This window comes from Arthrobacter sorbitolis (assembly GCF_054510995.1).
The window spans coordinates 569,278-594,299 of the sequence record NZ_JBTNDM010000001.1 but is presented as its reverse complement, the minus strand read 5'-3'; the positions used below and the strand labels follow the sequence as shown (position 1 = coordinate 594,299).

Below are 25,022 nucleotides of genomic sequence, written 5' to 3'. Positions count from 1 at the left end.
ATGCTCAGCCGCATCGCTGAATCGCTCTTCTGGATCGGCCGCTACGTCGAGCGGGCCGACGGTACGGCGCGTATCCTCGACGTCCACCTGGAACGGCTCAACCAGATGCCCCTGGCCCAGCAGCGGGAGACCTCCCGGCAGCTGATGGGCGTCATGGGCAGCAGGCCGGAGAAGGAGGACACCGACCTCTCGGACCTCCTGCAGGCCCTGGCGTACGACCGGTCGAGTGCCACGTCGATCGCCGGCGCCCTCGGCGCCGCGCGGGAGAACGCACGGCGCGCCCGGGAGACGGTCTCCAGCAGTGTCTGGGAGAGCCTGAACACCACCTGGTACGGCCTCAGCCAGCACCGCAAGGACGTCGTCGGGACGTACCGGTTCTGCCACTGGGTCGTCGAGCGCACCGCCATGGTGCGGGGGCTCTCGGACACCACCATGAGCCACGACGAGTCCTGGCAGTTCCTCGTGCTCGGGCGCAGCCTGGAGCGGGCCGACATGACGGCCCGCATGCTCTCCACCCACGACGTGCATGCCGCCGGCCTCTCCTGGGTCAACATGCTGCGGTGCGCCGGTGCCTACGAATCGTTCCTGCGGACGCGCCGGGCGTCGTTCGGGGACCAGCAGGCGGCGGAGTTCCTGCTCCTCGACCGCCTGTTCCCGCGCTCGATCGTCTATGCGCTCAGTGACGCCGAGAAATGCCTGACCCAGCTGAACCCTGCCTACCGGCGCGTGGGCTTCATCAACGACGCCAGCCGGATCGTGGGCCAGGCACGCACGTTCCTGGAGTTCCACCAGACCCGCGACCTGATGTCGGAACTGCCCGAGCACATGGACCGCGTCCAGAAGGCCTGCGCCCGGGCCTCGGACGCCGTCTCCCGTACGTACTTCTCCCAGGCCGACGAGCTGTCCTGGGTCGGAGAGGTCTCATGACACGCCTGCTGATCGAACACCGCACCGGCTACGACTACCTCGGCCGCGTCTCCCTGTCCTACAACGAGGCCCGGATGACGCCGCTCACCGATCCGCAGCAGGTGGTCCTCGAGTCCACGCTGAAGGTCAGCCCGTCGAGCGCCGCGGTCGGCACCTACCGGGACTACTGGGGGACGCGCGTGACGTCCTTCGACGTCCATGTGCCGCACGAGCACCTCGAGGTCACCGCCGTCTCCACCGTCGAGGTGAGCCGGCTCGAACGTGTGCCCGGCGACGGCGAGATCCTCTCCTGGGAGGACCTGGGCTCACCGGCCCTGAGCGACGGGTTCGCCGACTGGCTGAGCCAGACGGACCTGAGCGAGCCTGGCGATGAGGTGCGGGAGCTCGTCGCCGAGGCGACGCAGGGCCTGAACCCCCACGACTCCGCGCGGGCCGTCTTCGACTGGCTGCGGACGCAGATGGACTACGTGCAGGGGGCCACGGGCGTGCAGACGAGCGCCCGCGACGCCTGGGCCGAGCGGAAGGGCGTGTGCCAGGACCTGGCGCATGTCGCCATCGGGGCCCTGCGCGGCCTCGGCATCCCCGCCCGGTACATCTCGGGCTACCTGCACCCCCGCCGCAGCGCCGCCGTCGGCGAGACCGTCGCCGGGCAGTCGCACGCCTGGGTGGAGTGGTACGACGGCGAGTGGCGGGGCTGGGACCCGACGAACAGCGGCCCGGTCGGCGATTTCCACGTCTCCGTGGCGCGCGGCCGCGACTACCGCGACGTCTCACCGCTGAAGGGCATCCTGTCCGGCGGCGGAGGGTCGACGCTCAACGTCACGGTCGCGATCACGAGGCTCGCGTAGCAGCACCGCAGTGCGTCCGCCCGGACGCGGAGGAGGCCCCGGCGGTGCGTCGGGGCCTCCTCCGTCACCGGATCGTGCCGGATCGTGCCGGCCGCCTGATCAGGCGGGGGAGACGACCTGGCCCTTGCTGACGATCGTCAGGCCGGAGTCCGTCACGGAGAAACCGCGGCGACGGTCCAGCTCGGCGTCCACCCCGATCTTCGCCCCCGCCGGGATCCGCACGTTCTTGTCGATGATGGCCCGGCGCACCACGGCGCCGGCCCCGACGTTGACCTTGTCGAGGAGGACGCACCCGGTCACCTCGGCCGACTCCGCGATGAACACGTCCGTCGCCAGCACGGAGTTCTGGACGGCGCCGCCGGAGACGACGACGCCTGCCGAGACGATCGAATCATGGGCCTCACCCGAGCGCCCCGAGGAGCTGCGGACGAACTTCGCCGGCGGGGAGACACTCTGCCGCGTGTAGATCGGCCACTGCAGGTTGTAGAGGTTGAACAGCGGCAGGGGCGAGATGAGGTCCATGTTGGCGTCGTAGTAGGAGTCCATCGTGCCGACATCGCGCCAGTACTGGCGGTCGCGGTCGGTCGCCCCCGGGATGTCGTTCGTCGTGAAGTCGTACACCGCGGCGTCGTTGCGCTCCACGAAGTAGGGGATGATGTCCCCGCCCATGTCGTGCTTGGTGTCGAGACGCGCTGCGTCGTCCTCGAGGGCCTTCACGAGGGCGTCCGTCGTGAACACGTAGTTGCCCATGGACGCGAGGAAGCTGTCCGGATCATCAGGCAGGCCGGGTGTCGTCGCCGGCTTCTCGACGAACGCGGCGATCCGGCCCGGATCGTCCTGCGCCGTCTCGATCACGCCGAACTGGTCCACGAGGTTCATCGGCTGGCGGACGGCGGCGACGCTGACGGACGCCCCGCTCCTCACGTGGGCGTCCACCATCTGCTCGAAGTCCATGCGGTACACGTGGTCGGCGCCGATGACGACGACGATGTCGGGCTGCGCGTCGTGGATGAGGTTCAGGGACTGGTAGATCGCGTTCGCGCTGCCGAGGAACCAGCTCTTGCCCCGGCGCTGCTGCGCCGGCACGGAGGCGATGTAGTTCTGCAGCTGCGTGGACATCCTCCACGTCTCGGAGATGTGCCGGTCGAGGCTGTGGGACTTGTACTGGGTGAGCACCACGATCTGCAGGTAGCCGGAGTTGACGAGGTTCGACAGCGCGAAGTCGATGAGCCGGTAGCTCCCGGCGAACGGTACGGCCGGCTTGGCCCTGTCCGCGGTCAACGGCATCAGCCGCTTGCCTTCCCCGCCTGCCAAGACCACGGCAAGTACTTTCTTCGGTGCCACTTCTGACCCCCCGCTCTTCCTTGAGTGTTCTGCGTTCCCGATGGGTGGCCGATCGAGCATCGATCCATCCCGGAACCCTTCCGGTCTCCTCACACTAGAGGACTCCGACGCACTGCACTACGTTGGGATGGTGCGAATAGACATTGTGACCAAGGAGTTCCCGCCCGAGATCTACGGCGGCGCGGGGGTGCACGTCGCCGAACTGAGCCGCGTCCTCGCCCCGCAGGTCGACCTGCGGGTCCATGCCTTCGGCGCGCCCCGGCCGGAGGACTACCACGGCGCCTCGGTGCTCTCCTACGGCGTCCCGGAGGGCCTCACCGCCGCGAACGCCGCGGTGCAGACCCTCGGCACGGACCTGCAGATGCTGCAGGGTATCGGTGGTGCCGACGTCGTGCACTCGCACACCTGGTACGCCAACATGGCCGGGCACCTGGCCTCGCTCCTGCACGGGATCCCGCACGTGCTCAGCGCCCACAGCCTCGAGCCGCTGCGTCCGTGGAAGGCCGAGCAGCTCGGCGGCGGGTACGCACTCTCGTCCTGGGTGGAGAAGACCTCCTACGAGGCCGCGGCCGCCGTGATCGCCGTCTCGGCCGGCATGCGGGCCGACATCCTCCGCAGCTATCCCGACGTCGACCCCGCCAGGGTGCACGTGGTGCACAACGGCATCGACGTGGCCCTGTGGGCCCGTGACGAGGACGACGACGCCCTCCGCGCCCACGGCATCGACCCGGCGAGGCCGAGCGTGGTCTTCGTGGGGCGCAACACGCGCCAGAAGGGCGTGCCCTACCTCCTCCGGGCGGCCGCCCACCTGCCCGCCGACGTGCAGCTGGTCCTCTGCCTCGGGGCCGCGGACACGCCGGAGCTCGCTGCGGAGACCGAGGTGCTCATCTCGGACCTGCGGGCGAAGCGGGGTTCGGTGGTGCTCATCGAGCGGATGCTGCCGCGCCGCGAGGTCATCCAGATCCTGAGCCACGCCACGGTGTTCGCCTGCCCGTCCATCTACGAGCCCCTCGGCATCGTGAACCTCGAGGCGATGGCCTGTGGCGCAGCCGTCGTCGCCTCCGCCACCGGCGGGATCCCCGAGGTGATCGACGACGGCGTGACGGGCACGCTCGTGCCCCTCGAGCAGGTGCAGGACGGCACCGGGACGCCGCTGGACCCCGAGGGGTTCGTCGCCGACTTCGCGGCGGCCCTGAACGCGCTCGTCGCCGATCCGGCCAGGGCCTCCGCCATGGGCGCGGCCGGCCGGGAGCGGGCGGAGCGCCACTTCGGCTGGGACTCGATCGCCGAGACCACGCTCGAGGTGTACCGGAGCGTCCTCTAGGAGTACTTCGGCGGCGGCACCCCCCCTGAGCGTGCCGCTCCACTGCGAGAGGGCAGGAACGACCGGTCGGGGACCCGACAGGTGGTCGTTCCTGCCTCTCGACGGGATCAGCGCTTCGCGCGCACCTTGGCGGCCTTCTTCGCCTTCTTCTCCCGGGCGTCCCGGGCCAGGAGGGTCTTCTCGTCGATGGGGGCGTCCCCGCCGGCGCGGCGGCGGCGCGTGTACTCCGCCGCCTCCTCCTGGCGCTGCTGCTCGGCGCCACCGGCGATGGCCGATCGCAGGTGCTCGGGCCCGTAGCCGAAGGCCTCGACGAGGTCGAGCGCGTGGGGGCGGATCTTGAGGAGCAGGCGGTTGATGTAGCCGTCGAGCGTCCGGGCGCGCTGTGAGGAGAGCCGCCCGTTCATCAGGAACCAGGCGAGGTCCTTCTCGATCAGGCACAGGCCGAAGAGGTCGCGGAGGCGCGTGAGGACCTCCCGCGTGCCCGGGTCCTCGAGTTTCTTCAGCCCGCGGGTGAACGCCTCCCACTGCAGCAGTTCCGCGTGGGCGTGCGCCATCTCGATGAGCTCGTCCTGGTGCTCGTTGAACAGCGCCGCCGACTGTTCCTGCGATTTGCCCTTCGCCCCCCGCAGCACCGCGGCGACGTCGGCCACGCGGGCCTGCACGCGGTCGGTGAGCAGCTGGCGCTGCGTGTCCTCGTCGCGGAGGGCGATCGCCGACTTCTTCTCCGACCCGGAGTCGGCCACCGTCTGCGCGACGCGCCGGAGACCGGAGCGGTGCAGGGTCTTCCCCGCGGCCTGGGACACGGCGTAGCGGGCGAGCACACCGAAGTCGACGCCCTTGAACTCCTTGGCGTAGTCGGTCAGCAGGCGCTTGGCGACGAGCTGCAGCAGGACCGTGTTGTCGCCCTCGAAGGTCACGTACACGTCGAGGTCGGCGCGCAGCGAGGCGAACCGGTTCTCGATGAGGAACCCCTGGCCGCCGGTCGCCTCGCGGCACTCCTGGAGCGTGTCGAGGGCCAGCCACGTGCTGAGCGGCTTGAGGGCCGCGGCCAGGGTCTCGAGGTCCTGGCGGTCCTCGTCGGTGTCGTGCTCGCCGGAGAAGACGCCGTCGAACTTCTCGAGGAGTTCCTCGTGCGCGAACGACGCGGCGTAGGTCGCGGCCAGGCGCGGCAGGAGCCGGCGCTGGTGCCGCTGGTAGTCCATCAGCACCTCCTCGCGGAGGTTCGAGGACGCGTTGAACTGGCGGCGCTGGGTCGAGTAGGTGATGGCGGCGGTGAGGGCCAGCTTGCTCGCCGCGACGGCGGCGCCGTCGAGCGAGACGCGCCCCTGCACGAGGGTGCCGAGCATCGTGAAGAAGCGGCGCCCGGGAGAGGCGATGGGCGAGCTGTACGTGCCGTCCTCGGCGACGTCGCCGTAGCGGTTCAGCAGGTTGGTCCTGGGCACACGGACGCCGGTGAAGTGCAGGCGTCCGTTGTCGATGCCGTTGAGGCCGCCCTTGATGCCGTCGTCCTCGCCGCCGACGCCGGGCTTGAAGGACCCGTCCGCGTCGCGCAGCTCCACGTAGAGGCCGTGGACGCCGTGGTTCACGCCGTTCGTGATGAGCTGCGCGAAGACGACGGCCGCCCGACCGTCGACGGCCCCGTTGCCGATGTAGTCCTTCCACGCGGCACGGAAGGGGGTGTCGATGACGAACTCGTCCGTCGCCGGGTCGAACGTGGCCGTGGTGGCGATGCTGGCCACGTCGCTGCCGTGGCCGGTCTCGGTCATGGCGAAGCAGCCGGGGATCTCCATGTTCATGATGCCGGGCAGCCATGCCGCGTGGTGCTGCTCGGTGCCGAGGTGCATGACGGCGGACCCGAAGAGACCCCACTGCACCCCGGCCTTGATCTGCAGCGAGGGATCGGCGACGACGAGCTCCTCGAAGCCGGCGATGTTGCCGCCGTTGTCGTCGTCCCCGCCGAAGGCCTTCGGGAACGCGCGGTGCACGGCCCTCTGGCCCACGAGGTAGTGGAGCTGGTCGAAGCAGCGCAGGCGGTGGTCGGTGTGCGTGAGGCCCTCGATCTTGTGCAGCTCGGGGCGGCCCGCGAGTTCGCGGGCCACGCGGCGCACGTGTGCCCACCTGCCGAGGAGCAGTTCCCCGAGCTCGGCGGTGTCGACGGTGGCCCGGTCGTCGTCCCTGATGTCGACCGTCGCCGGAATCTGCTGCGGCCTGGAGATGGTGTCGGTCATGGCGTGTCCTTCGCTGGTCGGCGGGTTGCGGGGGAAGGCGGGGCGGCCGCCGGCACGAGGTCCTCGTGCCCGCTGATGCCGTCGAAGAGCCAGCCCGTGATGTGGCGGGCCATCTGCTCCTCGGTGGGTCTGTCGGGGCTCTCGGGTGCACAGAGCCAGCTCTCGCCCGCGGCGCGCACCATGCCGATCGCCGCGGCCGGCCAGTACTCCGGGGCGGCGTCGTCGGGACCGGCGGGCCGGTCGGGGGAGAGCAGGTAGGCGCGCATGGGCCGCGAGATCATCCCGGTGATCGCGGCGAGGAAGTGGGCGAGCGTGTCCTGGGGACCGTCGTCGGCCGCCGTGGATTCCGCGATGCCCACGCGCGTCACGAAGGCGTAGACGTTGGGGGAGGTCTGGGCCATCTGCAGGTAGGCGAGCACCATCGAGTACAGGCCCTCGCGGGGTGTCGAGGCGGACTTCGCCGCGTCGAGCACCTTCTGCTGCATCTGCCCGATGACGACCTCCGCCATGGCCCGCTGCAGCCCGGTCTTGTCGCCGAAGTAGCGGTAGTACACCGACTTGGAGGTGTCGGCGGCCGCCGCGATGTCCTCCATCGACGCGCCCGGGCCGAGGGAGTCCACGGCCCGCCGGGCGGTCCTGATGAGCTGGCGGCGCCGCTCCGCGCGGTGCTTCTCCCACCGGCTGGACCGGCCATCGGACGCTGCCGGGGCGCCACCCGGCGCTTTCGGGGAGGCGCCCTTCAGGGCCGACGCGAGCTTCATGATACCCAGCGTATCAGGTACGCTAGGTATCGGTAATCCACCCTCTCGTACCAGGAGCTCTTCCATGGCAGATCAGGCCGGGGCACAGCACGCCTCCTCACCCCGCACGGCAGTCGTCATCGGCGGCAACCGCATCCCCTTCGCACGCTCGGGAGGCGCGTACGCCTACTCCTCCAACAAGGACATGCTCATCGCCGCCCTGGACGGGCTGGTGGCCCGCTTCGGGCTCCAGGGGGAGCGCATCGGGGAGGTCGCCGCGGGCGCCGTCCTCAAGCACTCCCGCGACTTCAACCTGACCCGCGAGGCGGTCCTCAGCTCGGCACTCTCGCCCGAGACGCCCGCCTACGACCTGCAGCAGGCCTGCGCCACCGGCCTCGAGACCGTGGTGGGGCTGTCGAACAAGATCAAGCTCGGGCAGATCGAGTCGGGGATCGCCGGGGGCGTCGACTCCGCCTCCGACGCGCCCATCGCCGTGAGCGAGGGCCTCCGGCGCGTGCTGCTGGACCTCTCCCGTGCGAAGACGACGCAGCAGAAGGTGAAGACCCTCGCCACGCTCCGCCCGAAGGACCTCTCGCCCAACGCCCCGACGACCGGGGAGCCCCGCACGGGCCTGTCCATGGGCGAGCACCAGGCGCTCACCACCGCGGCGTGGGAGATCTCCCGCGAGGCGCAGGACGAGCTCGCCTTCCGCAGCCACCGCAACCTCGCGGCCGCCTACGAGCGCGGGTTCTTCTCGGACCTCCTGACGCCGTACCGGGGCCTCACGAAGGACGCGAACCTCCGCGCGGACACCTCGCTCGAGAAGCTGGCCACGCTCAGGCCCGTCTTCGGGAAGTCCCTCGACACCCCGGCGACCATGACGGCCGGCAACTCCACGCCGCTCACCGACGGCGCCGCCGTCGTCCTGCTCGGCAGCGAGGAGTACGCGACCGCCAACAACCTGCCCATGCTCGCGAACATCGTCGACGCCGAGGCGGCAGCGGTGGACTTCGTCCACGGCGACGAGGGCCTGCTCATGGCACCCGTCCACGCCCTGCCCCGCCTGCTCGCACGCAACGGCCTCACCCTCGAGGACTTCGACTTCTTCGAGATCCACGAGGCCTTCGCCGGGACGGTCCTCAGCTCGCTGGCGGCCTGGGAGGACGCCGACTACTGCAAGCGGGTCCTCGGCCTCGACGGCGCCCTCGGCAGCATCGACCGGGCGAAGCTCAACGTCAACGGCTCCTCCCTCGCCGCCGGGCACCCCTTCGCGGCAACGGGAGGGCGCATCGTCGCCTCCCTCGCCAAGACGCTGTCCGAGCAGGGCGGCCGAGGCCTCATCTCGGTCTGCGCCGCGGGCGGCCAGGGCGTCGTCGCGATCCTCGAGGCCAGGAACTGATGGGAGACAGCTACCTCGACCTCGTCAACACGCCGCTGCCCGGCAGGATCGCCAAGGCCCTCGGCCTGCCGCGGCCCTCGGTGCTGCGGCGCCACACGCCGGGGGAGGCCCTCGCCGCGCACCCCGTGCTCGTCACGGGCTCCGGGGCCGGCGCCGACGCGCTCGCCGACGTCCTGCTCGGCTGGGACGTCGAGGTGCGGCGGCACGTCCTGCCGGGCGAGACGCTGAGCGCGGCCGTCGTCGTCCTCGACCGCGCGGCTTCGCCGGAGGACCTCGCCGCACCGATGCTCGAACTCGGGCAGGCCGTGAGGCTGCTCGTCCCGGGCGGGCGCGTCATCGGAGTCCTCCGGTCCTCCGCCGACACCGCGGATCCCGCGGAGGCCGCGGCCCGCCAGGGCATCGACGGCGCTCTCCGGTCGGTGGCGCACGAACTGAGGGGCGGCGCGACGGCCAACGGGATCATCCTGCGCGGCACCGCCACGACCACCGACCCCACCACCCTCGGCGCCCTCCGGTTCCTCCTGTCCGGTAGGAGCGCGTACGTGGACGGCCAGTTCATCGAGGTCGCCGCCACGCCCGGGGGCAGCGCCGCCGGCGCCACGGCCCGTCCGACGGCGGAGGACACGCCCGACCGGCCCCTGACGGGCAGGACGGCCGTGGTCACCGGCGCCGCAAGAGGCATCGGCGCGAAGATCGCCGAGGTCCTCGCCCGCGACGGAGCCCGCGTGGTCGCGGTGGACGTGCCCGCCGCCGGTGAGCAGCTCGCCCGGGTCGCCAACAGCGTCGGCGGGACGGCCCTGCAGCTCGACATCACGGCACCCGACGCCGCCACGCGCATCCTCGACCACGTCGGGCAGCGCTACGGCGCCCTCGACATCGTGGTGCACAACGCGGGCATCACGCGGGACAAGCTGCTCGCCAACATGGACGCGGCCCGCTGGGACTCCGTGATCGCGGTGAACATCGCCTCGCAGCTGCGCATCAACGAGCGGCTCCTCGCCTCTCCCGTGTTCTCGGACACGGGCCGCATCATCAGCCTCGCCTCGACGAGCGGCATCGCCGGCAACCGCGGCCAGAGCAACTACGCCGCGTCGAAGGCCGGGGTCATCGGCATGGTCCGGGCCCAGGCGGCAGCCTTCGACGACGGCGGCCGCACCATCAACGCGGTCGCGCCCGGCTTCATCGAGACGGACATGACCGCGAAGATCCCGCCCCTCACCCGCCAGGTGGCACGCCGCCTGAGCAGCCTGCAGCAGGGAGGGCTGCCCGTCGACGTCGCCGAGACGATCGCCTTCCTGGCCTCCGACGCCGCGGCAGGGGTCAACGGACAGGTGCTCCGCGTCTGCGGGCAGAACCTGGTCGGCGCGTGAGCGGCGCACTCGCCGAGGAGGTGACCCTGCCCGGGACGGCCAGCCTTCCCGCGCTCTACCGGCGGGCGATCCTGCTCGCCGCGCAGCGCACCGTCCGGCGGGGGACTCTGCCGTCCTCCCTGCCGTCCTCCCTGCCAACCGCCCGCCACCGCGTCGACGGCATCGTCGCGGACCTCGGCGCACTGACGCGATTCCAGCATCTCCTCGGCTCCGCCGCACGCGACGCCCTGCCGTCGGCCTACGTGCACACCCTCGCCTTCCCCGTGGCGATGAGCGTCCTGGCGCGGCCGGACTTCCCGCTGCCGCTACTCGGCATGGTGCACCTCAGCAACGAGGTGCAGCAGGTCCGGCAGGTCGGTGCATTCGAGGCGCTCGACGTCGTCGCGTGGGCGGAGGACCTGCGACCCCACTCCGCGGGGACCCAGGTGGACCTCGTCATCGAGGCCTCCGTCGGCGGCGAACGGGTCTGGACGGGCCGCTCCGTCTATCTGGCCCGCGGCCTCCGCACGGACGGCGCGACCCCGGCCACCCGGCCCGACGAGGAACGCCCCGCGTACTCCGCCCCGACGCCTACGGGCCTCTGGCGGCTCGGCGCCGACACGGGACGGCGCTACGCGGCCGTCTCGGGTGACTGGAACCCCATCCACCTCAGCGGACCCACCGCGCGGGCGCTGGGCATGAAGACGGCGATCGCGCACGGCATGTACCTGGCCGCACGCATGGTCGACGAGGCCGTACCGGCCCCGGACGGCGCCCTGTCATGGCGCATCGACTTCGCCGCACCGGTGCTCCTGCCCGGGACCGTGACGACGTCGTTCGCGCACACGGAGCACGACGGCGGCGGCACCGGCAGCGTCGTCGAGGTGACCGGATGGTCCACGAAGCGCCGGCGGCCGCATTTCACAGGGTGGGTTCGCGCGGGATAGTTCCATGCCGGTGGGGCCCTGTCCAGAGGGCCGGTGATTTTCAGGGGAAGTTCACGCCAAGTCGTCATTTACACTGGCAGGGCCGACGCCCTCAGGGCACACTCCAGGGACCAGCCCACGAGGGCTGGCCCACAGTATGGAAAGAGGAGTTTCGTGAACTCTCGAGGTCTCAAAGCCGGTCTGATCGCCGCGTCGGCCCTGATGGCATCAGCGCTGATGACAGCAGGTCCCGTCCAGGCAGCACCGGTTCCCTCCGTCGACACCGTCGTCGCCGGTACCCCCACCACGCAGTCCCACACGCAGGACCAGAGCCAGGCGGCGCTCGACGCCTACTGGACCGCCGACCGCATGAAGAGCGCGAAGCCGGCGAACACCATCAACTCCGGCTGGGCCGCCGAAGGGCGCTCGATCATGCCGAAGGCGGGCCAGGAGTCCGTCGCGAAGGCCCCGAAGGAGCCCGTCGTCCAGCCGCGGGCCATCGCCCAGCCGGCCGTGTCCCGCATCGGCAAGGTCTTCTTCACCCAGGCCGGGCAGAACTACGTCTGCTCCGCCAACTCCGTGCAGAGCGGCAACCAGAGCACGGTCGCGACCGCCGGTCACTGCACCTACGACGTCGCCACGGGCTGGGTCACCAACTTCGTCTTCGTCCCCGCGTACAACAACGGCGCGGCTCCCTACGGCAAGTGGACGGCGCGCTCGCTCCACGCGGCCTCCCAGTGGGTCTCACGCGGCGACATCAACTACGACGGCGCATTCGCCGTCGTGAACACCCTCAACGGCAGGACACTCGCCGCCACGGTGGGTGCGTCGAGCATCGGCTTCAACATGGCCCGCAACCTCACCTACACCGCGTACGGCTACCCGGCGGCGGCGCCGTTCAACGGCGAGCGCCTCTACAGCTGCTCCGGTGCGTCCTCCGCCGACCGGATCGGCGGCACCCAGTCGCAGGGCATCCCCTGCGACATGACCGGCGGCTCCTCGGGCGGCCCCTGGTTCGTCGGGTCCGGTGCAGCCGGTACGCAGAACTCCGTCAACAGCTTCGGCTACAACACGCAGGCCAATGTCATGTACGGGCCGTACTTCGGCACCTCCATCCAGTCGGCATACTCCACCGCGGCCAGCCGGTAGGCCGCCGGCAGGTCCCACTCTGTTGACAGCGGTTCGACGCCACGGGCGGTCCCTCCTCCGGGGGGCCGCCCGTCGGCGTCTCCGGCCGCGTCCGTGTCTCCTGCCGCGTCCGCGTACGCCCCTCGGGCCGCGCCGCGACCGCCCCCCCGGGCGGGTCGACCTAGACTGGGGCCATGACCGGCCCCACCCTCGCCGCACGCGCGGCGGACCTCGATACCGCCGACCCGCTCGCCCACCACCGCAAGCGCTTCCTCGGCGCCGAGGCCGTGCAGTCCTACCTCGACGGCAACTCCCTCGGCCGCCCCCTCGCGAGCACGGTGAACATTCTCACCGCGTTCGTCGAGGACCAGTGGGGCGGGCGCCTGATCCGGGGCTGGGACGAGGGCTGGCTCGAGCTGCCGGAGAGGATCGGCGACCAACTCGGACGCGTGACGCTCGGCGCGGAGCCCGGCCAGTGCATCGTGGCGGACTCCACGAGCGTCCTGCTGTACAAGCTGGCGCGAGCGGCGGTGGCGGCTCGCTCCGACCGCACCGAGATCGTCGTCGACCGCGACAACTTCCCCACGGACCGGTTCATCGTCGAGGGCATCGCCCGGGAGCGGGGGCTGACGCTGCGCTGGATCGACGTCGCGTACGACGGCGGCGCCACCCCCCAGGACGTCGCAGCCGTCGTCGGCCCGCAGACGGCGCTCGTGCTCCTCAGTCATGTCGCCTACCGCTCGGGATTCATCGCCGACGTCCCCGCCATCACGGGCATCGTCCACGACGCCGGCGCCCTCGTCCTGTGGGACCTCAGCCACTCCGTAGGGTCGGTTCCCGCCGAACTCGACGCCTGGGGCGTCGACTTCGCCGCGGGCTGCAGCTACAAGTACCTCAACGGGGGTCCCGGCGCTCCCGCCTGGGCGTACGTGGCGGAGCGCCACCTGGCCACCCTCGACCAGCCGATCCTCGGCTGGCTCGGCAGCGCCGACCCCTTCGCGATGGGCTCCGCCTACCAGCCCGCGGCCGGTATCCGGCGGCTGGTCTCCGGCACGCCACCCATCCTCGGGATGCTCGCGATGCGCGAGATGCTGGACCTCATCGAGGAGGTCGGCATGCCCGCGGTCCGCCGCAAGTCGGAGCTCCTGACCGCGTTCGCCGCCGATGCGGCGGAGGAGCTGCTGTCCCCGTACGGCGTCGTCCTCGCCTCCCCGCGTGCGGCCTCCGACCGCGGCGGCCACATCACCGTCGATCACCCCGCCTTCGCCGCGATGGTGCCCGAGCTGTGGCAGGACGGCGTCATCCCCGACTACCGCAACCCCGACGGGATCCGCCTCGGCCTGTCGCCGCTCTCGACGTCCTTCGCCGAGGTCGCCGTCGCGATCGACGGCATCGCCGCGCGCCTGGCGGCCGGCACCGGGACGGCCGTCGGCGCCGCCGCCGCCCCGGGCCGATAGCCCCGGTCGTGCCCTTCGACCCCGCCCTGCTCTGGGAGCGGATCGCCGCCGGCTTCACGCGCGCCCTCCCGCCCGAGATCGGCGTGCCCGGACTCGTCGCGATCGTCCTCGTGGCCGCCGCCCTGTCCGTACCGCGCCGGTCGTGGCGGTTCTTCGGGCTCTTCGTCACGGTGGTGCACGAGCTCGGCCACGCGGCGGCGGCCCTCCTGACACTGCAGCGCGTCACCGGCATCACCCTGCGCCTCGACCATTCCGGCACGACCACGAGCAGGGGACGTCGCGGCTGGCGGAGGGCCTTCACGACGTTCTGGGGGTACCCGGTGCCCGCCGTCGTCGGCGCAGCGCTCGTCTGGAGTGCGGCCCACGGCTGGGCCGCGGCGGCCCTCTCCGGCGGAGCGCTGCTCCTGGTGGCCGCGCTCGTCCTGATCCGCAACGGGCAGGGCGTCCTCATCCTCGGCGGCAGTGCTGCCGCATCCCTCGCACTCGTCTGGTTCGGGGGAGCGGCGCCCGCCGGCTACGCCTGCCTGGTCCTCGGCATCGCCCTGCTGGTCGGTTCCTGCCGGGACTGGGTCAAGGTGGTACGCGTCCACATCCGACGGCGGGACCTCGACTCCTCCGACGCGCACCTGCTGCAGACCGCCACGCGCATCCCGTCCCCGGTCTGGCTCGGCTCGTTCGCGCTCGTCATCGGGGCGGCCCTCATGCAGTGCCTCGGACCGCTGGCGCTCATCACGGGCCGGGCGGCGGGCTGACACGCCCTGGCGACCCCGCGCGGGGCGGTCAGGGGCCGGTCAGTCGCAGCGGCGGGTGTGGCCCGAGCTGTAGGGCGCGCCCTGCTCGCGGCACAGGTCGTCGAAGAGCTCGTTGACCGCCTGGGAGACGCAGTCCCGCTCATGGTCCGGCAGCTCCATCAGACCGTGCAGGTACGCGTTGACCTCGTACTCGTCCACACCGCCGCCCATGCTGAAGTAATGGACCCAGAGTTCGCCGGGTGAGATGTTGGCGCGCTTCATCGCGTCGTACGTCCGCGCGTACTGCTCCCGGTCGGGGTTCGTTCCGTCCACGTCGTCCACTCCATGCACTCGGGGCACCGTCCCCGGGGACGGGGCGGTGCTTCGGCGGTGTTGAAAACAGCATACGCACGCTCGCAGCACCCGGGAGCCCTGCGCTGGGCTGCCTCGCGGAGGGCGATCCGGAACGCGGCGCGGCAGGCACCGGTGCTGGTGATCCGCCGGGCCACGGCCTCCGCGACGGTCCTCCCGATGCAACAACGCGGTCGGACTCGTGCTAGAGTTTCTCTCGTTGCTTTCGCCGGTTTCGACCGCGAATCACCACCCGCGCGGGTGGCGGAATGGCAGACGCGCTAGCTTGAGGTGCTAGTCCTCTTATTGAGGGTGGGGGTTCAAGTCCCCCTCCGCGCACAGTGAAGGCCCTAGTCAGAGAGATCTGGCTGGGGCCTTTTCGTCGTCCCCCGACGATGCTCCGAGGCGCGCATGACGGATCCGCGCCCGCCGGGGTGCGTACTCGCTAGGCTGGAGGCAACCGCTACCCAGGAGGACCACGTGGGCATCCCACCCGAAGATGAAGTTGTCAGGATCTGCCAGGAACTGATCCGGATCGATACCTCGAACTTCGGGGACAACGTGGGGCCGGGGGAGCGGCAGGCCGCCGAGTACACGGCCGGGCTGATCGAGGAGGTGGGCCTGTCCACGCAGCTCTTCGAGGCAGCCCCGGGGCGCACGTCCGTCGTCGCGCGCATGGAGGGCTCGGACCCGTCGCTGCCCGCCCTCGTGGTCCACGGCCACCTCGACGTGGTGCCCGCGCAGAAGGAGGACTGGACGGTCGACCCGTTCGGCGGCGAGGAGAAGGACGGCCTGATCTGGGGCCGTGGCGCCGTCGACATGAAGGACATGGACGCCATGATCCTGTCCGTCCTGCGCTCCATGCAGCGGGACGGCGTCAAGCCGCACCGCGACCTCATCTTCGGGTTCTTCGCCGACGAGGAGGCCGGCGGAGCGTACGGTGCGTCCTGGCTGGTCGACAACAAGCCGGAGGTCTTCGAAGGGGCCACCGAGGCCATCTCCGAGGTGGGCGGGTTCTCGGCGACCATCGGCGGGCAGCGGACCTACCTCCTGCAGACCGCGGAGAAGGGCATCTCCTGGCTGCGCCTCGTCGCCCACGGGCGCGCGGGCCACGGCTCGCAGATCAACACCGACAACGCCGTGACCGCGCTGGCGCGCGCCGTCACCCGCATCGGCGACCACTCGTGGCCCATCGAGCTCACGCCCACCACACGCCAGTTCCTCGACGGCGTCACCGAGCTCACCGGCGTCGAGTTCGATCCCGACAATCCCGACATCATCCTCAAGGAACTGGGCACCGTGGCGCGTTTCGTCGGGGCGACCTTGCAGAACACCGCCAACCCCACGGTCCTGAAGGGCGGGTACAAGCACAATGTCATCCCCGGCACCGCCGAGGCACTCATCGACGTGCGTACCCTGCCCGGACAGCAGGACCAGGTGCTGGAGATCATCCGCGGACTCGCCGGCGAGGGGGTGGACGTGAGCTACGAGCACAAGGACACCTCCCTGGAGGTGCCCTTCGCCGGCAACCTCGTGGACTCGATGATCGACGCCCTGCACGCCGAGGACCCCGGCGCGAAGGTCCTGCCCTACACGCTCTCGGGCGGCACGGACAACAAGTCACTGAGCCGGCTCGGTATCACCGGGTACGGCTTCGCGCCCCTGCAGCTGCCCGACGAGCTCGACTTCACCGGGATGTTCCACGGGGTCGACGAGCGCGTACCGGCCGACTCCCTGCGTTTCGGCGCCAAGGTGCTCTCCCGCCTGCTCACGCGCTACTGAGCCGGCGGCCGTGAACCCGGGGCCACCCGACGCGGGACGGATCCTGCCCGCAGGACTGCTCGAGCGCTTCCGCGCGAGGGCCGCCGGCTACGACGCCGCCAACGTGTTCTTCACCGAGGACTTCGCCGAGCTCGAGGCGGCCGGCTACCTCCGGCTGCTGGTCGACATGCCGCCCGGCGACGCGGGCGGCATGGCCGGCGCCGCCGCCGCCCAACGACTGCTTGCCGCGGCCGCACCCGCGACGGCCCTCGGGATCAACATGCACCTGGTGTGGACGGCGGTCGCCGGGCTCCTCGCCGACCGGGGGGACACCTCGCTGGACGGCGTCCTCGCGGACGCGGGGCGCGGGGAGGTCTTCGCGTTCGGCGTCTCGGAGCCGGGCAACGACGCCGTCCTGTTCGACTCGCTGACGCGGGTGGACCGCCTGCCCGACGGCGGCTTCAGCTTCACCGGCACGAAGGTCTTCACGAGCCTGTCACCGGTCTGGACGCGGCTCGGGATCTTCGGCAAGCTCGAGGGCCGGGACGGCGACGACGTGATCCTCCATGCCTTCGTACCCCGCGGGACGCCCGGGGTGGAGATCGTCGAGGACTGGAATCCGCTCGGGATGCGCGCCACGCAGTCGTCGACGACGCGGCTCTCCGGAGTCCGCGTGCCCGAGGGCGCCGTGTTCCGGCGCGTACCCGTGGGACCGAACGCCGACCTGCTGGTGTTCGGCATCTTCGCCGCGTTCGAGAGCCTGATCGCCGCGGTGTACCTGGGTATCGCGGATCGGGCACTCGACCTCGCGGCCCAGGCCCTGACCAGGCGTCGCAGCATGGTCGCGGACCGCCCGCTCGCCGACGACCCGGTCCTCCGGAACACCCTTGCGGCCGCCGCGATGCAGCGGACCGCGGCCGAGGCCCAGCTCCGCGCCGTGGTGCAGGATCTGGACGCCCGGACCGACCTCGGGTCAGCATGGTTCCCCCGCCTGGTGACGCTGAAGACCCACGCCGTCGAAGCGGCGGTCGCCGCGACGGGGACCGCGCTGCACGTGGGCGGGGGATCGGGCTTCTCGGCGGACTCCGAGGCGGTGCGGCTGCATCGTGACGCCCTGGCGGGCCAGTTCCATCCGTCGACGGTGGAATCGGCGCGGGCCACGGTCGCCACGGCACTCCTCGGCCCGCCGTCGACCTGACACGCATGCACCCGCGGGAAGCCCGCGGATCATCCGTCGAAGGGAGGCGCCGGGGAGCCGGTCGCGACCCCGGTGCGCTGCGCTGCCGGCGCTACGCGGTGCGTTCCACCCGCAGGACCTTGCGGCGCAGCCAGTAACGCCTGTCACCGCCCATGTAGATGCAGCTGCGTTCGAGTTCCCACTTGCCGTACTCGGCATGCTCGGTCAGTAGTTTCCGCGCCGCGGGCAGGGGTTCACGGGCACTCACCGTCAGGACCAGGTACTCGTACTGCAGCCCGTAATCACGCTTCCGGACGGCCGTGGCATTCAGAAAATGTTCTCGCATATCCCTCCAATTCCGATCACTTTACCGATAACGTCTAGGCCATGAGCATAGATCCGCGTGTCGCGCTCCAGTCCCTCGTGACGGCCCTCGAAGAGCATCTGGCGGCCGCGGCGTCACAGCGGGACGACAACGATCCCGCGGTGGAATCCGCGTACCTGGGGATCGCCGACGCGTTCGAGGTCTACGAGGAGGCCCTCTACGACGCCTTCGGCGAAGTGACCCCGCTCGAGATCTACGAGGACACCGACGACGACCCGGACGACGAGGACGAGGACGGCGACGACGAGGACACCGACGACGAGGAAGCGGACTACGCGTCCGACCTGGTCGACGCCGAGGTGGAGAACTGACGGCGTCCTGACGCGAGGCACGGCAGTCGCCGGCCTGCGCAGGTCGGGCCCGGGGCTCAGATCAGGGCCGAGACCTCGTCCAGGACCTCCGCGATCGGTTCTGCCACGGGTGCGCTGCTGGTCTGCAGCAGTTCCTTGAGCTGCTGCGGCGTCCGTGCGCCCACGATCGCCGCGGCCACCCCGGGGCGGTGGAGCAGCCAGCGCAGGGCGAGCTCGTGCGGTTGCAGATCGAGCCCACGCGACGCCGTGCAGAGCGCCTCGGTGATGCGCTGGGGCTTGCCGGAGAGATAGGGCTCCACGTACGGCGCCCACACGTCCGAGGCGGCCCGTGACTCAGAGGGGATCCGGCCGCGGTACTTCCCGGTGAGCACACCCCGGCCCAGCGGCCCCCACGCCAGGATCGCCGCTCCGAAGGCCTCGGCGGACGGCAGGACGTCCCGTTCGGCGCCGCGGCTGATGAGCGAGTACTCGACGTCGTTCACGAGCAGCGGGAACGAGGCCGTCGCCGCAGCCCGGGCGAACTCCCAGCCCGAGTAGTTGGAGACGCCCACGTAGCGCGCGCGGCCACTGGCGTACGCGACGTCGAGTGCGCTCAGCGTCTCCTGCAGCGGGACGGCGGCGTCGGGGGAGGGCGCGAGCCACACGTCGACGTGGTCGGTGCCGAGCAGTGAGAGCGACGCGTCCAGCGAGTCCAGCAGCCCCCGCCGGGAGGCGTCCAGGCGCTGGCTGCCCGAGCGGATGGTCCCGCCCTGCACCACCAGGACCAGTTCGGAACGCGCCACCGTGTCGCCGATGAATCCGCCCAGCATGGCCTCCGCCTGGCCCTCGCCGTAGCGGGCCGCGGTCTCCACGAGCGTGCCCCCGGCGTCGGTGAAGAGGCGGAGCTGCTCGCGGGCAGCCTCCTCGCCGACCTCCTGCCCCCAGTTCATGGTGCCGAGTCCCAGCGCCGAGACGGTCAGGCCGCTCGTTCCCACGTTTCGCCGTTGCATGAGGCCAAGCCTAAAGCCTGGGCCCCGCCGCATGGCCTAGGGTCGTAAGGGTGCATTGGATAGAAGCAGTCATCCTGGGGTTCGTCCAGGGCCTCACCGAATTCCTGCCCATCTCCTCGAGCGCCCACCTGCGCATCGTCGGCGAGCTCCTCCCGAACGCACAGGACCCGGGTGCGGCGTTCACCGCGATCACGCAGCTGGGGACGGAGACGGCCGTCGTCGTCTTCTTCTGGCGGGACATCGTCCGCATCGTCAGGGCCTGGTTCGGCGCCCTGCGGGGCAGGGTCCCGCGGAACCACCCGGATGTCCGCATGGGCTGGCTTGTCATCCTCGGCAGCGTCCCGATCGTCGTGCTCGGGCTCCTGTTCCAGGACCAGATCGAGGGGACGTTCCGGAGCATGTGGCTCGTCGCGACCATGCTGATCGTGTTCGGGCTGATCCTCGCCGTCGCCGACCGGGTGGGACGCCAGACGCGGGACCTCCAGAGCCTCACCTACCGGCACGGCATCCTGTACGGCCTGGCGCAGGCCCTCGCGCTCGTCCCGGGCGTGTCGCGCTCGGGCGGGACCATCACCGCGGGCCTGCTCATGGGCTACACCCGCGAGGCCGCAGCCCGCTACTCGTTCCTCCTCGCCATCCCCGCCGTGTTCGGCAGCGGCGTGTTCCAGCTCGTCAAGAGCTTCGACGAGACCGGTCCGTACGGCCTGCCGGAGACGGCGCTGGCGACGGTGGTCGCGTTCGTCGTCGGCTTCGCCATCATCGGCTGGTTCCTCAGGTTCGTCACGACGCGCGGTTACGGGCTCTTCGTCTGGTACCGCATCCTGCTCGGTCTCGCGCTCTACGCGCTCCTCGGGTTCGGCGTCATCAGCGCCTGACGCCGGGCCGTAAGGTAGAACGTGTGATTGCGTGGAACTCGACTCCTGTCCCTGAACTCGTCGGCACCCAGTCGGACATCACCCTGTTCGACACCGCCACCCAGGAGCCGGCACCGCTCGAGGGACATGCCGAGCCGAGCCTCTACGTCTGCGGCATCACCCCCTACGACGCGACCCACCTCGGCCATGCCGCCACCTACGTGGCGTTCGACCTCCTCAACCGCACGTGGCGTGACACGGGATCCACCGTCCGCTACGTCCAGAACGTCACCGACGTCGACGACCCCCTCCTCGAGCGCGCGACGGCGACCGGCGTGGACTGGCGCGACCTCGCCGCCGACCAGATCGCCCTGTTCCGCGAGGACATGGAAGCCCTGAACGTGCTGCCGCCGGACGAGTACGTGGGCGCCGTCGAGGCGATCGACTGGATCGTTCCGGTCGTCGAGGACCTGGTGGCACGCGGCCTCGCGTATCCCGTCGCGGGCCGGGCGGGGGAGCCGGACGGCGACATCTACTTCTCCCTCGACGCCTGCGCCGCCCTCCACGAGGACGACGCCGCGCGCTGGTTCCTCGGCCAGGTCTCCCACCTGGACGGCGCGACGATGCTCGAACTCTCCGCCCAGCGGGGCGGCGACCCGACCCGGCCGGGGAAGCGGAACGCCCTCGACCCGCTCCTCTGGCGCGCGGCCCGGGTGGACGAGCCGAGCTGGCCCGGAGGGTCCCTCGGCGAGGGCCGGCCCGGCTGGCACATCGAATGCGCCGTGATCGCGCAGCGCTTCCTCCCGGCCCCCTTCACGGTGCAGGGCGGCGGCTCCGACCTCGTGTTCCCCCACCACGAGATGAGCGCCTCGCACGCCTGGGCCGCCGGCGGGACGCCGCTGGCCCGCCACTACGCGCACGCCGGCATGGTCGGGTTCGACGGGGAGAAGATGAGCAAGTCCCGCGGGAACCTGGTGCTCGTCTCGGCGCTGCGGCGCTCGGGCGTGGATCCCGCGGCGATCCGGCTCGCCATCCTCGCGCACCACTACCGCTCGGACTGGGCCTGGACGGACGGCGTGCTCGCCGGGGCGGTCGACCGCCTGGCGGCCTGGCGTGAGGCCGCCGCCCGCGCGGGCCAGGACGACGTCGAGGCCGTCCGCGCGCAGATCCGTGCCCACCTGGCGGACGACCTCGATGCGCCGTCCGCCCTGGCCGCGGTGGACGCCCTGGCGGAGGAGCTCCGCGGTTCCGCCGGGGACGGTGGGGGCTCGCAGGACCTCGCGGACGCCGTCGACGCCCTGCTCGGCGTCCGGCTCTAGCCCCCGACCCGCCGGAGCGGTTCGGCGGCGTCAGTCCCGCGCCGTCACTGCAGCACGATCCGCATCACACCGAAGATCAGCGCTGCCACCCCGAGGGCCGTCGCGATCCAACCGAGGACGCGTCCCGCGCTCGAGCGTTCCCCCAGGCGCTCGGCCTTGTTCGCCTGCATGATGGCGAGCGGACCGAGGATGAGGCCGAGGAAGAAGATGCCGATGATCCCGAGGACGAGGGACGCCGTCCTCGCCTTGCCGGCCTCCGGGGGCAGGGGTCCGGACGGGTCGTGGTACGGCTGCTGTGTCACGGGGCCTCCGATCAGCCCCACCGGCGGCACGATTCCCGGTGCAGGGCGCGTAGTGCGGTTCGAGCGAGGCGGTGCCTCCGAACCCTTTGACGCTGCGACTCTACTCCGGCCCGGCCCGGGGCGTACCGGGAGCCGGGCGAGTGTCGTGGAGCGTTCCCGGGCGCTGTGCTGCGGCGCGCGGCGCTACTGCTCGCGGCGCCGTTTCTTCAGGTAGCGCTCGAACTCGCGGGCGATCGATTCGCCGCTCGCCTCCGGGAGGTCCACGGTGTCCTTCGCCTCCTCGAGCTGGCGCACGTAGGCGGCGACCTCGGGGTCCTCGGTGGCGAGCTCGTCGACGCCGCGCTCCCAGGCCTCCGACTCCTCGGTCAGCACGTGCGTGTCCACCGTGACCTGCAGGATCTCCTCGAGCTTGTTCAGCAGGGCGAGCTGCGCCTTCGGGGAGGGCGACTGTCCTACATAGTGCGGCACGGCGGCCCAGAGCGACATGGTGGGGATGTCGGCGAGCAGGCCCATCTCGGCCAGCACCCCGACGATCCCGATCGGTCCCTCATAGGTGGAGGGCTCCACGTCCAGGCTCTCGCGCACCAGGTCGTCGTCCGAGGTGACCGTCACCGGGATGGGGCGGGAGTGCGGGACATCCGCCAGGAGGGCGCCCACCAGGACGATGCAGTCCACACTCAGCTCCTTCGCCAGCGCGACGAGCTCCGCCGTGTAGGCGCGCCACTTGTAGGACGGCTCGACGCCGTTGACGAGGATCAGGTCCACGTTCGAGTCGGGGACCACCGTCTTGCTGATGCGGGTGTTGGGCCACTTGATCCGCCGCTGGCCCGAGGAGTTGCGCTTGATCATGGGGCGCGTGAACTGGAAGTCGTAGAACTCGTCGGCGTCGATCGTGGAGATCCGTTCGCTGCCGAAGAACCGGCCCATGTACTTGAGGGCGTCACTGGCCGCCTCGCCGGCGTCGTTCCAGCCCTCGAAGGCGGCGAGCAGGATCGTGGTCCGACGCTCGGGCTCGCCGGCATCCTGGAAAAGGTCCTGTATGCCGGTCGGCTGGTTGTCTTCGATGCTGTCCACGTTCTCACCCTAGACCCCGGTGCGCGGGCATGTCAGGCGGGCCCGGGCCGCTACGCGCACAGCTGACGTACGGGCGGGGCGGGGGCCCACCGTAGACTTGGAGGCATGGCCAACCACCCCACCGGCACCGTCCGCACCCTGTCCCGAACGGACCCCGGCGGCGACGGCGCGGACCTCCGGGGGCTGCAGGGGGTGCTGTGGGACATGGACGGCACGATCGTCGACACGGAGCCGTACTGGATCAGGGCGGAGAAGGAACTCGTCGAAGCCCACGGCGGGGACTGGAGCACCGAGCAGGCCACGGCCCTCGTGGGCCAGGCGCTCGAATACTCCGCCGCCCGCCTCCAGGAAGCGGGGGTCGCGCTGGAGCTCCGCGCCATCATCGAGCACCTCACCGAGCGCGTCGCGGCCGACGTCCGCTCCGCCGTACCCTGGCGGCCCGGAGCCCGGGAACTCCTCGCAGCGCTCCGGGAGGAGGGCGTCCCCTGCGCGATGGTCACGATGTCGGAGACGCTGCTCGCCACGGCGGTCGCCTCGCGGCTGCCGGAGGGCACCTTCCGGCACCTCGTGACCGGCGACCGCGTGCGTGCCGGCAAGCCCGACCCCGAGGCCTACCAGCTCGGCTTCGACCTCCTCGCCGCCGACCACCCCGGCCTGAGGAAGGACCGCGTCGTCGCCGTCGAGGACTCCCTGCCCGGGGTGACGTCGGCGCTCGCCGCCGGGCTGGTCACGCTCGCCGTCCCGCACTTCGTCCCGCTGCCCCCCGACGACCGCCGTACCGACTGGGACACCCTGGCAGGGCGGACGCCCGCCGACCTCGCGGCGCTCCTGCCCGACCCCGCCGGGCCGGACGGCGCGCGGGGGGACGGGCACGCATGAGCGGCGACCAGCAGCCTGCTCGCCGTCCGGCGAGCCCCGGGTTGTCCCTCGGACGCATCGCCGGCATCCCCGTCGTCCTGGCCTGGTCCTGGTTCATCATCACGATCTTCATCGTGGTGGTGTTCGGGCCCCGCGTGACCGACGCGTTCCCCGGCATCGGCGCGGGCGCCTACGCCGTGGCCCTGGGCTACGCCCTGCTGCTCGCCGCCTCCGTGCTGATCCACGAACTCGCCCACGCCCTCACGGCCCGCGCCTTCGGATGGCCCACCACCCGGATCGTGCTGAACCTCTGGGGCGGCCACACCCAGTTCGCGAGCTTCAACGCCTCACCCGGGCGGTCGCTGCTCGTCGCCCTCGCCGGCCCGGCCGCCAACTTCGTCCTCGCCGGCATCGGCTGGGGGATCCTGCAGGCTCTGGCCCCCGGATCCGTCTCCTACCTCCTCACCACCATCCTCGTCTGGGCCAACCTCCTCGTCGCCCTGTTCAACGTCCTGCCGGGCCTGCCCCTCGACGGCGGCCGCCTCGTCGAGAGCGCGGTCTGGAAGGCGACCGGAAGCCAGGAGAGGGGTACCGTCGCGGCCGGCTGGGCGGGCCGCATCATCGTCGTCCTGCTGCTCGGCATCGTCGTCGGCGTGCCCCTGGTCCGCGGGCTGCAGCCCGACCTGACCGTCATCGTCCTGGCAGTCGTGATGGGAGCCTTCCTGTGGATGGGCGCGACGGCGGCCATCGAGAACGCACGCATGCGCCTGCGGCTCCCGGCGATCAGTGCGGGGAGACTGCAGCAGCGCGCCATCGGCCTGCCCGCCGGGACGAGCATCGCCGCCGCCCGGCGCCTGCTCCGGGACAACCCGGGTGCCGCCGTCGTGCTCACCGGCGCCTCCGGGATGCCGGAGGCCGTCGTCGACGAGGCCGCGCTGCTCACCGTCCCCGAGGAGGCGGAGGGCACCACGCCGGTCGACGCGGCCGCCCGGCGCCTCGCCGCGGGGGCCTACGTCCCCGAATGGGCCGAGGGGCAGGAACTGGTCCAGTTCCTCGCGCGGCTCGAGGGCAGCGAGTACGCCGTCATCAACCGCCAGGGCTCGGTCACCGGACTCCTGCACCAGCGGACCGTCGTCCACGCCATCACCGGCAAGGGGACCCCGGGCCCCTGACGGGCAGCCGGCACCACCCGCCCCGACCCCTGACCGCCCGTCCACGCCCCCACACGCACCCCGCCCGT

General features: G+C 71.4%; 24 protein-coding genes and 1 tRNA gene. 17 read left to right on the top strand and 8 right to left on the bottom strand.

What is annotated here, in order from left to right; genetic code table 11:
• Positions 1-927, top strand: coding sequence for an alpha-E domain-containing protein (locus ACX80K_RS02875; RefSeq protein WP_459270352.1), 927 nt, complete (start codon positions 1-3; stop codon positions 925-927).
• Positions 924-1,775, top strand: a complete 852-nt coding sequence (locus ACX80K_RS02870; RefSeq protein ID WP_459270351.1) for a transglutaminase family protein — start codon at positions 924-926, stop codon at positions 1,773-1,775. Before ACX80K_RS02875 ends, ACX80K_RS02870 begins: the two co-directional genes overlap by 4 nt.
• A 99-nt stretch (positions 1,776-1,874) precedes the next feature.
• Here ACX80K_RS02870 and ACX80K_RS02865 read toward each other — a convergent pair whose 3' ends face one another.
• Positions 1,875-3,062: a glucose-1-phosphate adenylyltransferase gene (locus ACX80K_RS02865; RefSeq protein ID WP_459270674.1), complete on the bottom strand. Its 1,188-nt coding sequence runs from the start codon at positions 3,060-3,062 to the stop codon at positions 1,875-1,877.
• Between the two features lie 187 nt (positions 3,063-3,249).
• On the opposite strand from ACX80K_RS02865, the gene glgA reads away from it, so the two are divergent.
• Positions 3,250-4,443, top strand: coding sequence for a glycogen synthase (gene glgA / locus ACX80K_RS02860; RefSeq protein WP_459270350.1), 1,194 nt, complete (start codon positions 3,250-3,252; stop codon positions 4,441-4,443).
• A 107-nt stretch (positions 4,444-4,550) separates the two neighbouring features.
• Here the strand turns inward: glgA and ACX80K_RS02855 are convergent, their stop codons facing one another.
• Positions 4,551-6,671, bottom strand: a complete 2,121-nt coding sequence (locus tag ACX80K_RS02855; protein WP_459270349.1) for an acyl-CoA dehydrogenase family protein — start codon at positions 6,669-6,671, stop codon at positions 4,551-4,553.
• Positions 6,668-7,432, bottom strand: a complete 765-nt coding sequence (locus ACX80K_RS02850; protein ID WP_459270348.1) for a TetR/AcrR family transcriptional regulator — start codon at positions 7,430-7,432, stop codon at positions 6,668-6,670. Before ACX80K_RS02850 ends, ACX80K_RS02855 begins: the two co-directional genes overlap by 4 nt.
• Before the next feature lie 64 nt (positions 7,433-7,496).
• Here ACX80K_RS02850 and ACX80K_RS02845 point away from each other — a divergent pair, with 64 nt between their 5' ends.
• From ACX80K_RS02845 to ACX80K_RS02820, 6 genes are all read left to right on the top strand, one after another.
• The gene (locus tag ACX80K_RS02845) at positions 7,497-8,810 is read left to right on the top strand and encodes an acetyl-CoA C-acetyltransferase (protein ID WP_459270347.1); all 1,314 of its coding nucleotides are present in this window, start codon (positions 7,497-7,499) and stop codon (positions 8,808-8,810) included.
• Positions 8,810-10,180 (top strand): 3-oxoacyl-ACP reductase, encoded by a 1,371-nt coding sequence (locus ACX80K_RS02840; protein WP_459270346.1) that lies wholly within the window; start codon positions 8,810-8,812, stop codon positions 10,178-10,180. Before ACX80K_RS02845 ends, ACX80K_RS02840 begins: the two co-directional genes overlap by 1 nt.
• A complete protein-coding gene (locus ACX80K_RS02835) occupies positions 10,177-11,106 on the top strand; it encodes a MaoC/PaaZ C-terminal domain-containing protein (protein ID WP_459270345.1) in 930 nt (309 codons plus the stop codon). Before ACX80K_RS02840 ends, ACX80K_RS02835 begins: the two co-directional genes overlap by 4 nt.
• Before the next feature lie 153 nt (positions 11,107-11,259).
• Positions 11,260-12,234 carry a trypsin-like serine peptidase gene (locus ACX80K_RS02830; RefSeq protein ID WP_459270344.1) on the top strand — a complete coding sequence of 325 codons (975 nt, stop codon included), beginning with the start codon at positions 11,260-11,262 and terminating at the stop codon, positions 12,232-12,234.
• Between the two features lie 173 nt (positions 12,235-12,407).
• Positions 12,408-13,670: a kynureninase gene (locus tag ACX80K_RS02825; RefSeq protein ID WP_459270343.1), complete on the top strand. Its 1,263-nt coding sequence runs from the start codon at positions 12,408-12,410 to the stop codon at positions 13,668-13,670.
• Positions 13,671-13,678: 8 nt separating this feature from the next.
• Positions 13,679-14,422 (top strand): M50 family metallopeptidase, encoded by a 744-nt coding sequence (locus tag ACX80K_RS02820; protein ID WP_459270342.1) that lies wholly within the window; start codon positions 13,679-13,681, stop codon positions 14,420-14,422.
• 39 nt (positions 14,423-14,461) lie between these two features.
• Here ACX80K_RS02820 and ACX80K_RS02815 read toward each other — a convergent pair whose 3' ends face one another.
• On the bottom strand, positions 14,462-14,734 hold the full coding sequence (locus ACX80K_RS02815) for a hypothetical protein (protein ID WP_459270341.1): 273 nt from the start codon (positions 14,732-14,734) through the stop codon (positions 14,462-14,464).
• A gap of 273 nt (positions 14,735-15,007) precedes the next feature.
• Here ACX80K_RS02815 and ACX80K_RS02810 point away from each other — a divergent pair.
• The 3 genes from ACX80K_RS02810 (at position 15,008) to ACX80K_RS02800 (ending at position 17,711) form a co-directional block, all read left to right on the top strand.
• Positions 15,008-15,091: transfer RNA gene (locus tag ACX80K_RS02810), tRNA-Leu, on the top strand.
• 141 nt (positions 15,092-15,232) lie between these two features.
• Positions 15,233-16,534 (top strand): M20/M25/M40 family metallo-hydrolase, encoded by a 1,302-nt coding sequence (locus ACX80K_RS02805; RefSeq protein ID WP_459270340.1) that lies wholly within the window; start codon positions 15,233-15,235, stop codon positions 16,532-16,534.
• Positions 16,535-16,544: 10 nt separating this feature from the next.
• Positions 16,545-17,711: an acyl-CoA dehydrogenase family protein gene (locus ACX80K_RS02800; RefSeq protein ID WP_459270339.1), complete on the top strand. Its 1,167-nt coding sequence runs from the start codon at positions 16,545-16,547 to the stop codon at positions 17,709-17,711.
• A 91-nt stretch (positions 17,712-17,802) separates the two neighbouring features.
• On the opposite strand, the gene ACX80K_RS02795 is transcribed toward ACX80K_RS02800, so the two are convergent.
• Positions 17,803-18,036, bottom strand: a complete 234-nt coding sequence (locus ACX80K_RS02795; RefSeq protein WP_104179649.1) for a DUF5703 family protein — start codon at positions 18,034-18,036, stop codon at positions 17,803-17,805.
• A 41-nt stretch (positions 18,037-18,077) separates the two neighbouring features.
• Here ACX80K_RS02795 and ACX80K_RS02790 point away from each other — a divergent pair, with 41 nt between their 5' ends.
• Positions 18,078-18,386, top strand: coding sequence for a hypothetical protein (locus tag ACX80K_RS02790; protein WP_459270338.1), 309 nt, complete (start codon positions 18,078-18,080; stop codon positions 18,384-18,386).
• Between the two features lie 56 nt (positions 18,387-18,442).
• Here ACX80K_RS02790 and ACX80K_RS02785 read toward each other — a convergent pair whose 3' ends face one another.
• Positions 18,443-19,375, bottom strand: coding sequence for an aldo/keto reductase (locus tag ACX80K_RS02785; protein WP_459270337.1), 933 nt, complete (start codon positions 19,373-19,375; stop codon positions 18,443-18,445).
• A gap of 50 nt (positions 19,376-19,425) precedes the next feature.
• Here ACX80K_RS02785 and ACX80K_RS02780 point away from each other — a divergent pair, with 50 nt between their 5' ends.
• Together ACX80K_RS02780 and mshC are read left to right on the top strand one after the other, a co-directional pair.
• Complete coding sequence (locus ACX80K_RS02780; RefSeq protein ID WP_459270336.1) at positions 19,426-20,250, top strand: undecaprenyl-diphosphate phosphatase; 825 nt, start codon at positions 19,426-19,428, stop codon at positions 20,248-20,250.
• A 23-nt stretch (positions 20,251-20,273) separates the two neighbouring features.
• Positions 20,274-21,548, top strand: coding sequence for a cysteine--1-D-myo-inosityl 2-amino-2-deoxy-alpha-D-glucopyranoside ligase (gene mshC / locus ACX80K_RS02775; RefSeq protein WP_459270335.1), 1,275 nt, complete (start codon positions 20,274-20,276; stop codon positions 21,546-21,548).
• A gap of 44 nt (positions 21,549-21,592) precedes the next feature.
• Here the strand turns inward: mshC and ACX80K_RS02770 are convergent, their stop codons facing one another.
• Together ACX80K_RS02770 and ACX80K_RS02765 are read right to left on the bottom strand one after the other, a co-directional pair.
• A complete protein-coding gene (locus tag ACX80K_RS02770; RefSeq protein WP_459270334.1) occupies positions 21,593-21,850 on the bottom strand; it encodes a hypothetical protein in 258 nt (85 codons plus the stop codon).
• Between the two features lie 183 nt (positions 21,851-22,033).
• The gene (locus ACX80K_RS02765) at positions 22,034-22,915 is read right to left on the bottom strand and encodes a PAC2 family protein (RefSeq protein ID WP_459270673.1); all 882 of its coding nucleotides are present in this window, start codon (positions 22,913-22,915) and stop codon (positions 22,034-22,036) included.
• 114 nt (positions 22,916-23,029) lie between these two features.
• Between ACX80K_RS02765 and ACX80K_RS02760 the strand changes: the two genes are divergently transcribed.
• Both ACX80K_RS02760 and ACX80K_RS02755 read left to right on the top strand, forming a co-directional pair.
• Positions 23,030-23,803 (top strand): HAD family hydrolase, encoded by a 774-nt coding sequence (locus ACX80K_RS02760; protein WP_459270333.1) that lies wholly within the window; start codon positions 23,030-23,032, stop codon positions 23,801-23,803.
• Positions 23,800-24,954 (top strand): site-2 protease family protein, encoded by a 1,155-nt coding sequence (locus ACX80K_RS02755; protein WP_459270332.1) that lies wholly within the window; start codon positions 23,800-23,802, stop codon positions 24,952-24,954. The genes ACX80K_RS02760 and ACX80K_RS02755 overlap by 4 nt, the downstream gene beginning before the upstream one ends.
• The last annotated feature ends 68 nt before the right edge of the window (positions 24,955-25,022 follow it).

Excerpts from the sequence above, each read along its gene's own strand:
- ACX80K_RS02845 (WP_459270347.1), top strand. The coding sequence starts at position 7,497 with ATGGCAGATCAGGCCGGGGCACAGCACGCCTCCTCACCCCGCACGGCA.
- ACX80K_RS02840 (WP_459270346.1), top strand. The coding sequence starts at position 8,810 with ATGGGAGACAGCTACCTCGACCTCGTCAACACGCCGCTGCCCGGCAGG.
- ACX80K_RS02790 (WP_459270338.1), top strand. The coding sequence starts at position 18,078 with ATGAGCATAGATCCGCGTGTCGCGCTCCAGTCCCTCGTGACGGCCCTC.
- ACX80K_RS02855 (WP_459270349.1), bottom strand. The coding sequence starts at position 6,671 with ATGACCGACACCATCTCCAGGCCGCAGCAGATTCCGGCGACGGTCGAC.
- ACX80K_RS02850 (WP_459270348.1), bottom strand. The coding sequence starts at position 7,432 with ATGAAGCTCGCGTCGGCCCTGAAGGGCGCCTCCCCGAAAGCGCCGGGT.
- ACX80K_RS02755 (WP_459270332.1), top strand. The coding sequence starts at position 23,800 with ATGAGCGGCGACCAGCAGCCTGCTCGCCGTCCGGCGAGCCCCGGGTTG.
- ACX80K_RS02760 (WP_459270333.1), top strand. The coding sequence starts at position 23,030 with ATGGCCAACCACCCCACCGGCACCGTCCGCACCCTGTCCCGAACGGAC.
- ACX80K_RS02875 (WP_459270352.1), top strand. The coding sequence starts at position 1 with ATGCTCAGCCGCATCGCTGAATCGCTCTTCTGGATCGGCCGCTACGTC.
- ACX80K_RS02825 (WP_459270343.1), top strand. The coding sequence starts at position 12,408 with ATGACCGGCCCCACCCTCGCCGCACGCGCGGCGGACCTCGATACCGCC.
- ACX80K_RS02795 (WP_104179649.1), bottom strand. The coding sequence starts at position 18,036 with ATGCGAGAACATTTTCTGAATGCCACGGCCGTCCGGAAGCGTGATTAC.
- ACX80K_RS02785 (WP_459270337.1), bottom strand. The coding sequence starts at position 19,375 with ATGCAACGGCGAAACGTGGGAACGAGCGGCCTGACCGTCTCGGCGCTG.
- ACX80K_RS02865 (WP_459270674.1), bottom strand. The coding sequence starts at position 3,062 with ATGCCGTTGACCGCGGACAGGGCCAAGCCGGCCGTACCGTTCGCCGGG.
- ACX80K_RS02870 (WP_459270351.1), top strand. The coding sequence starts at position 924 with ATGACACGCCTGCTGATCGAACACCGCACCGGCTACGACTACCTCGGC.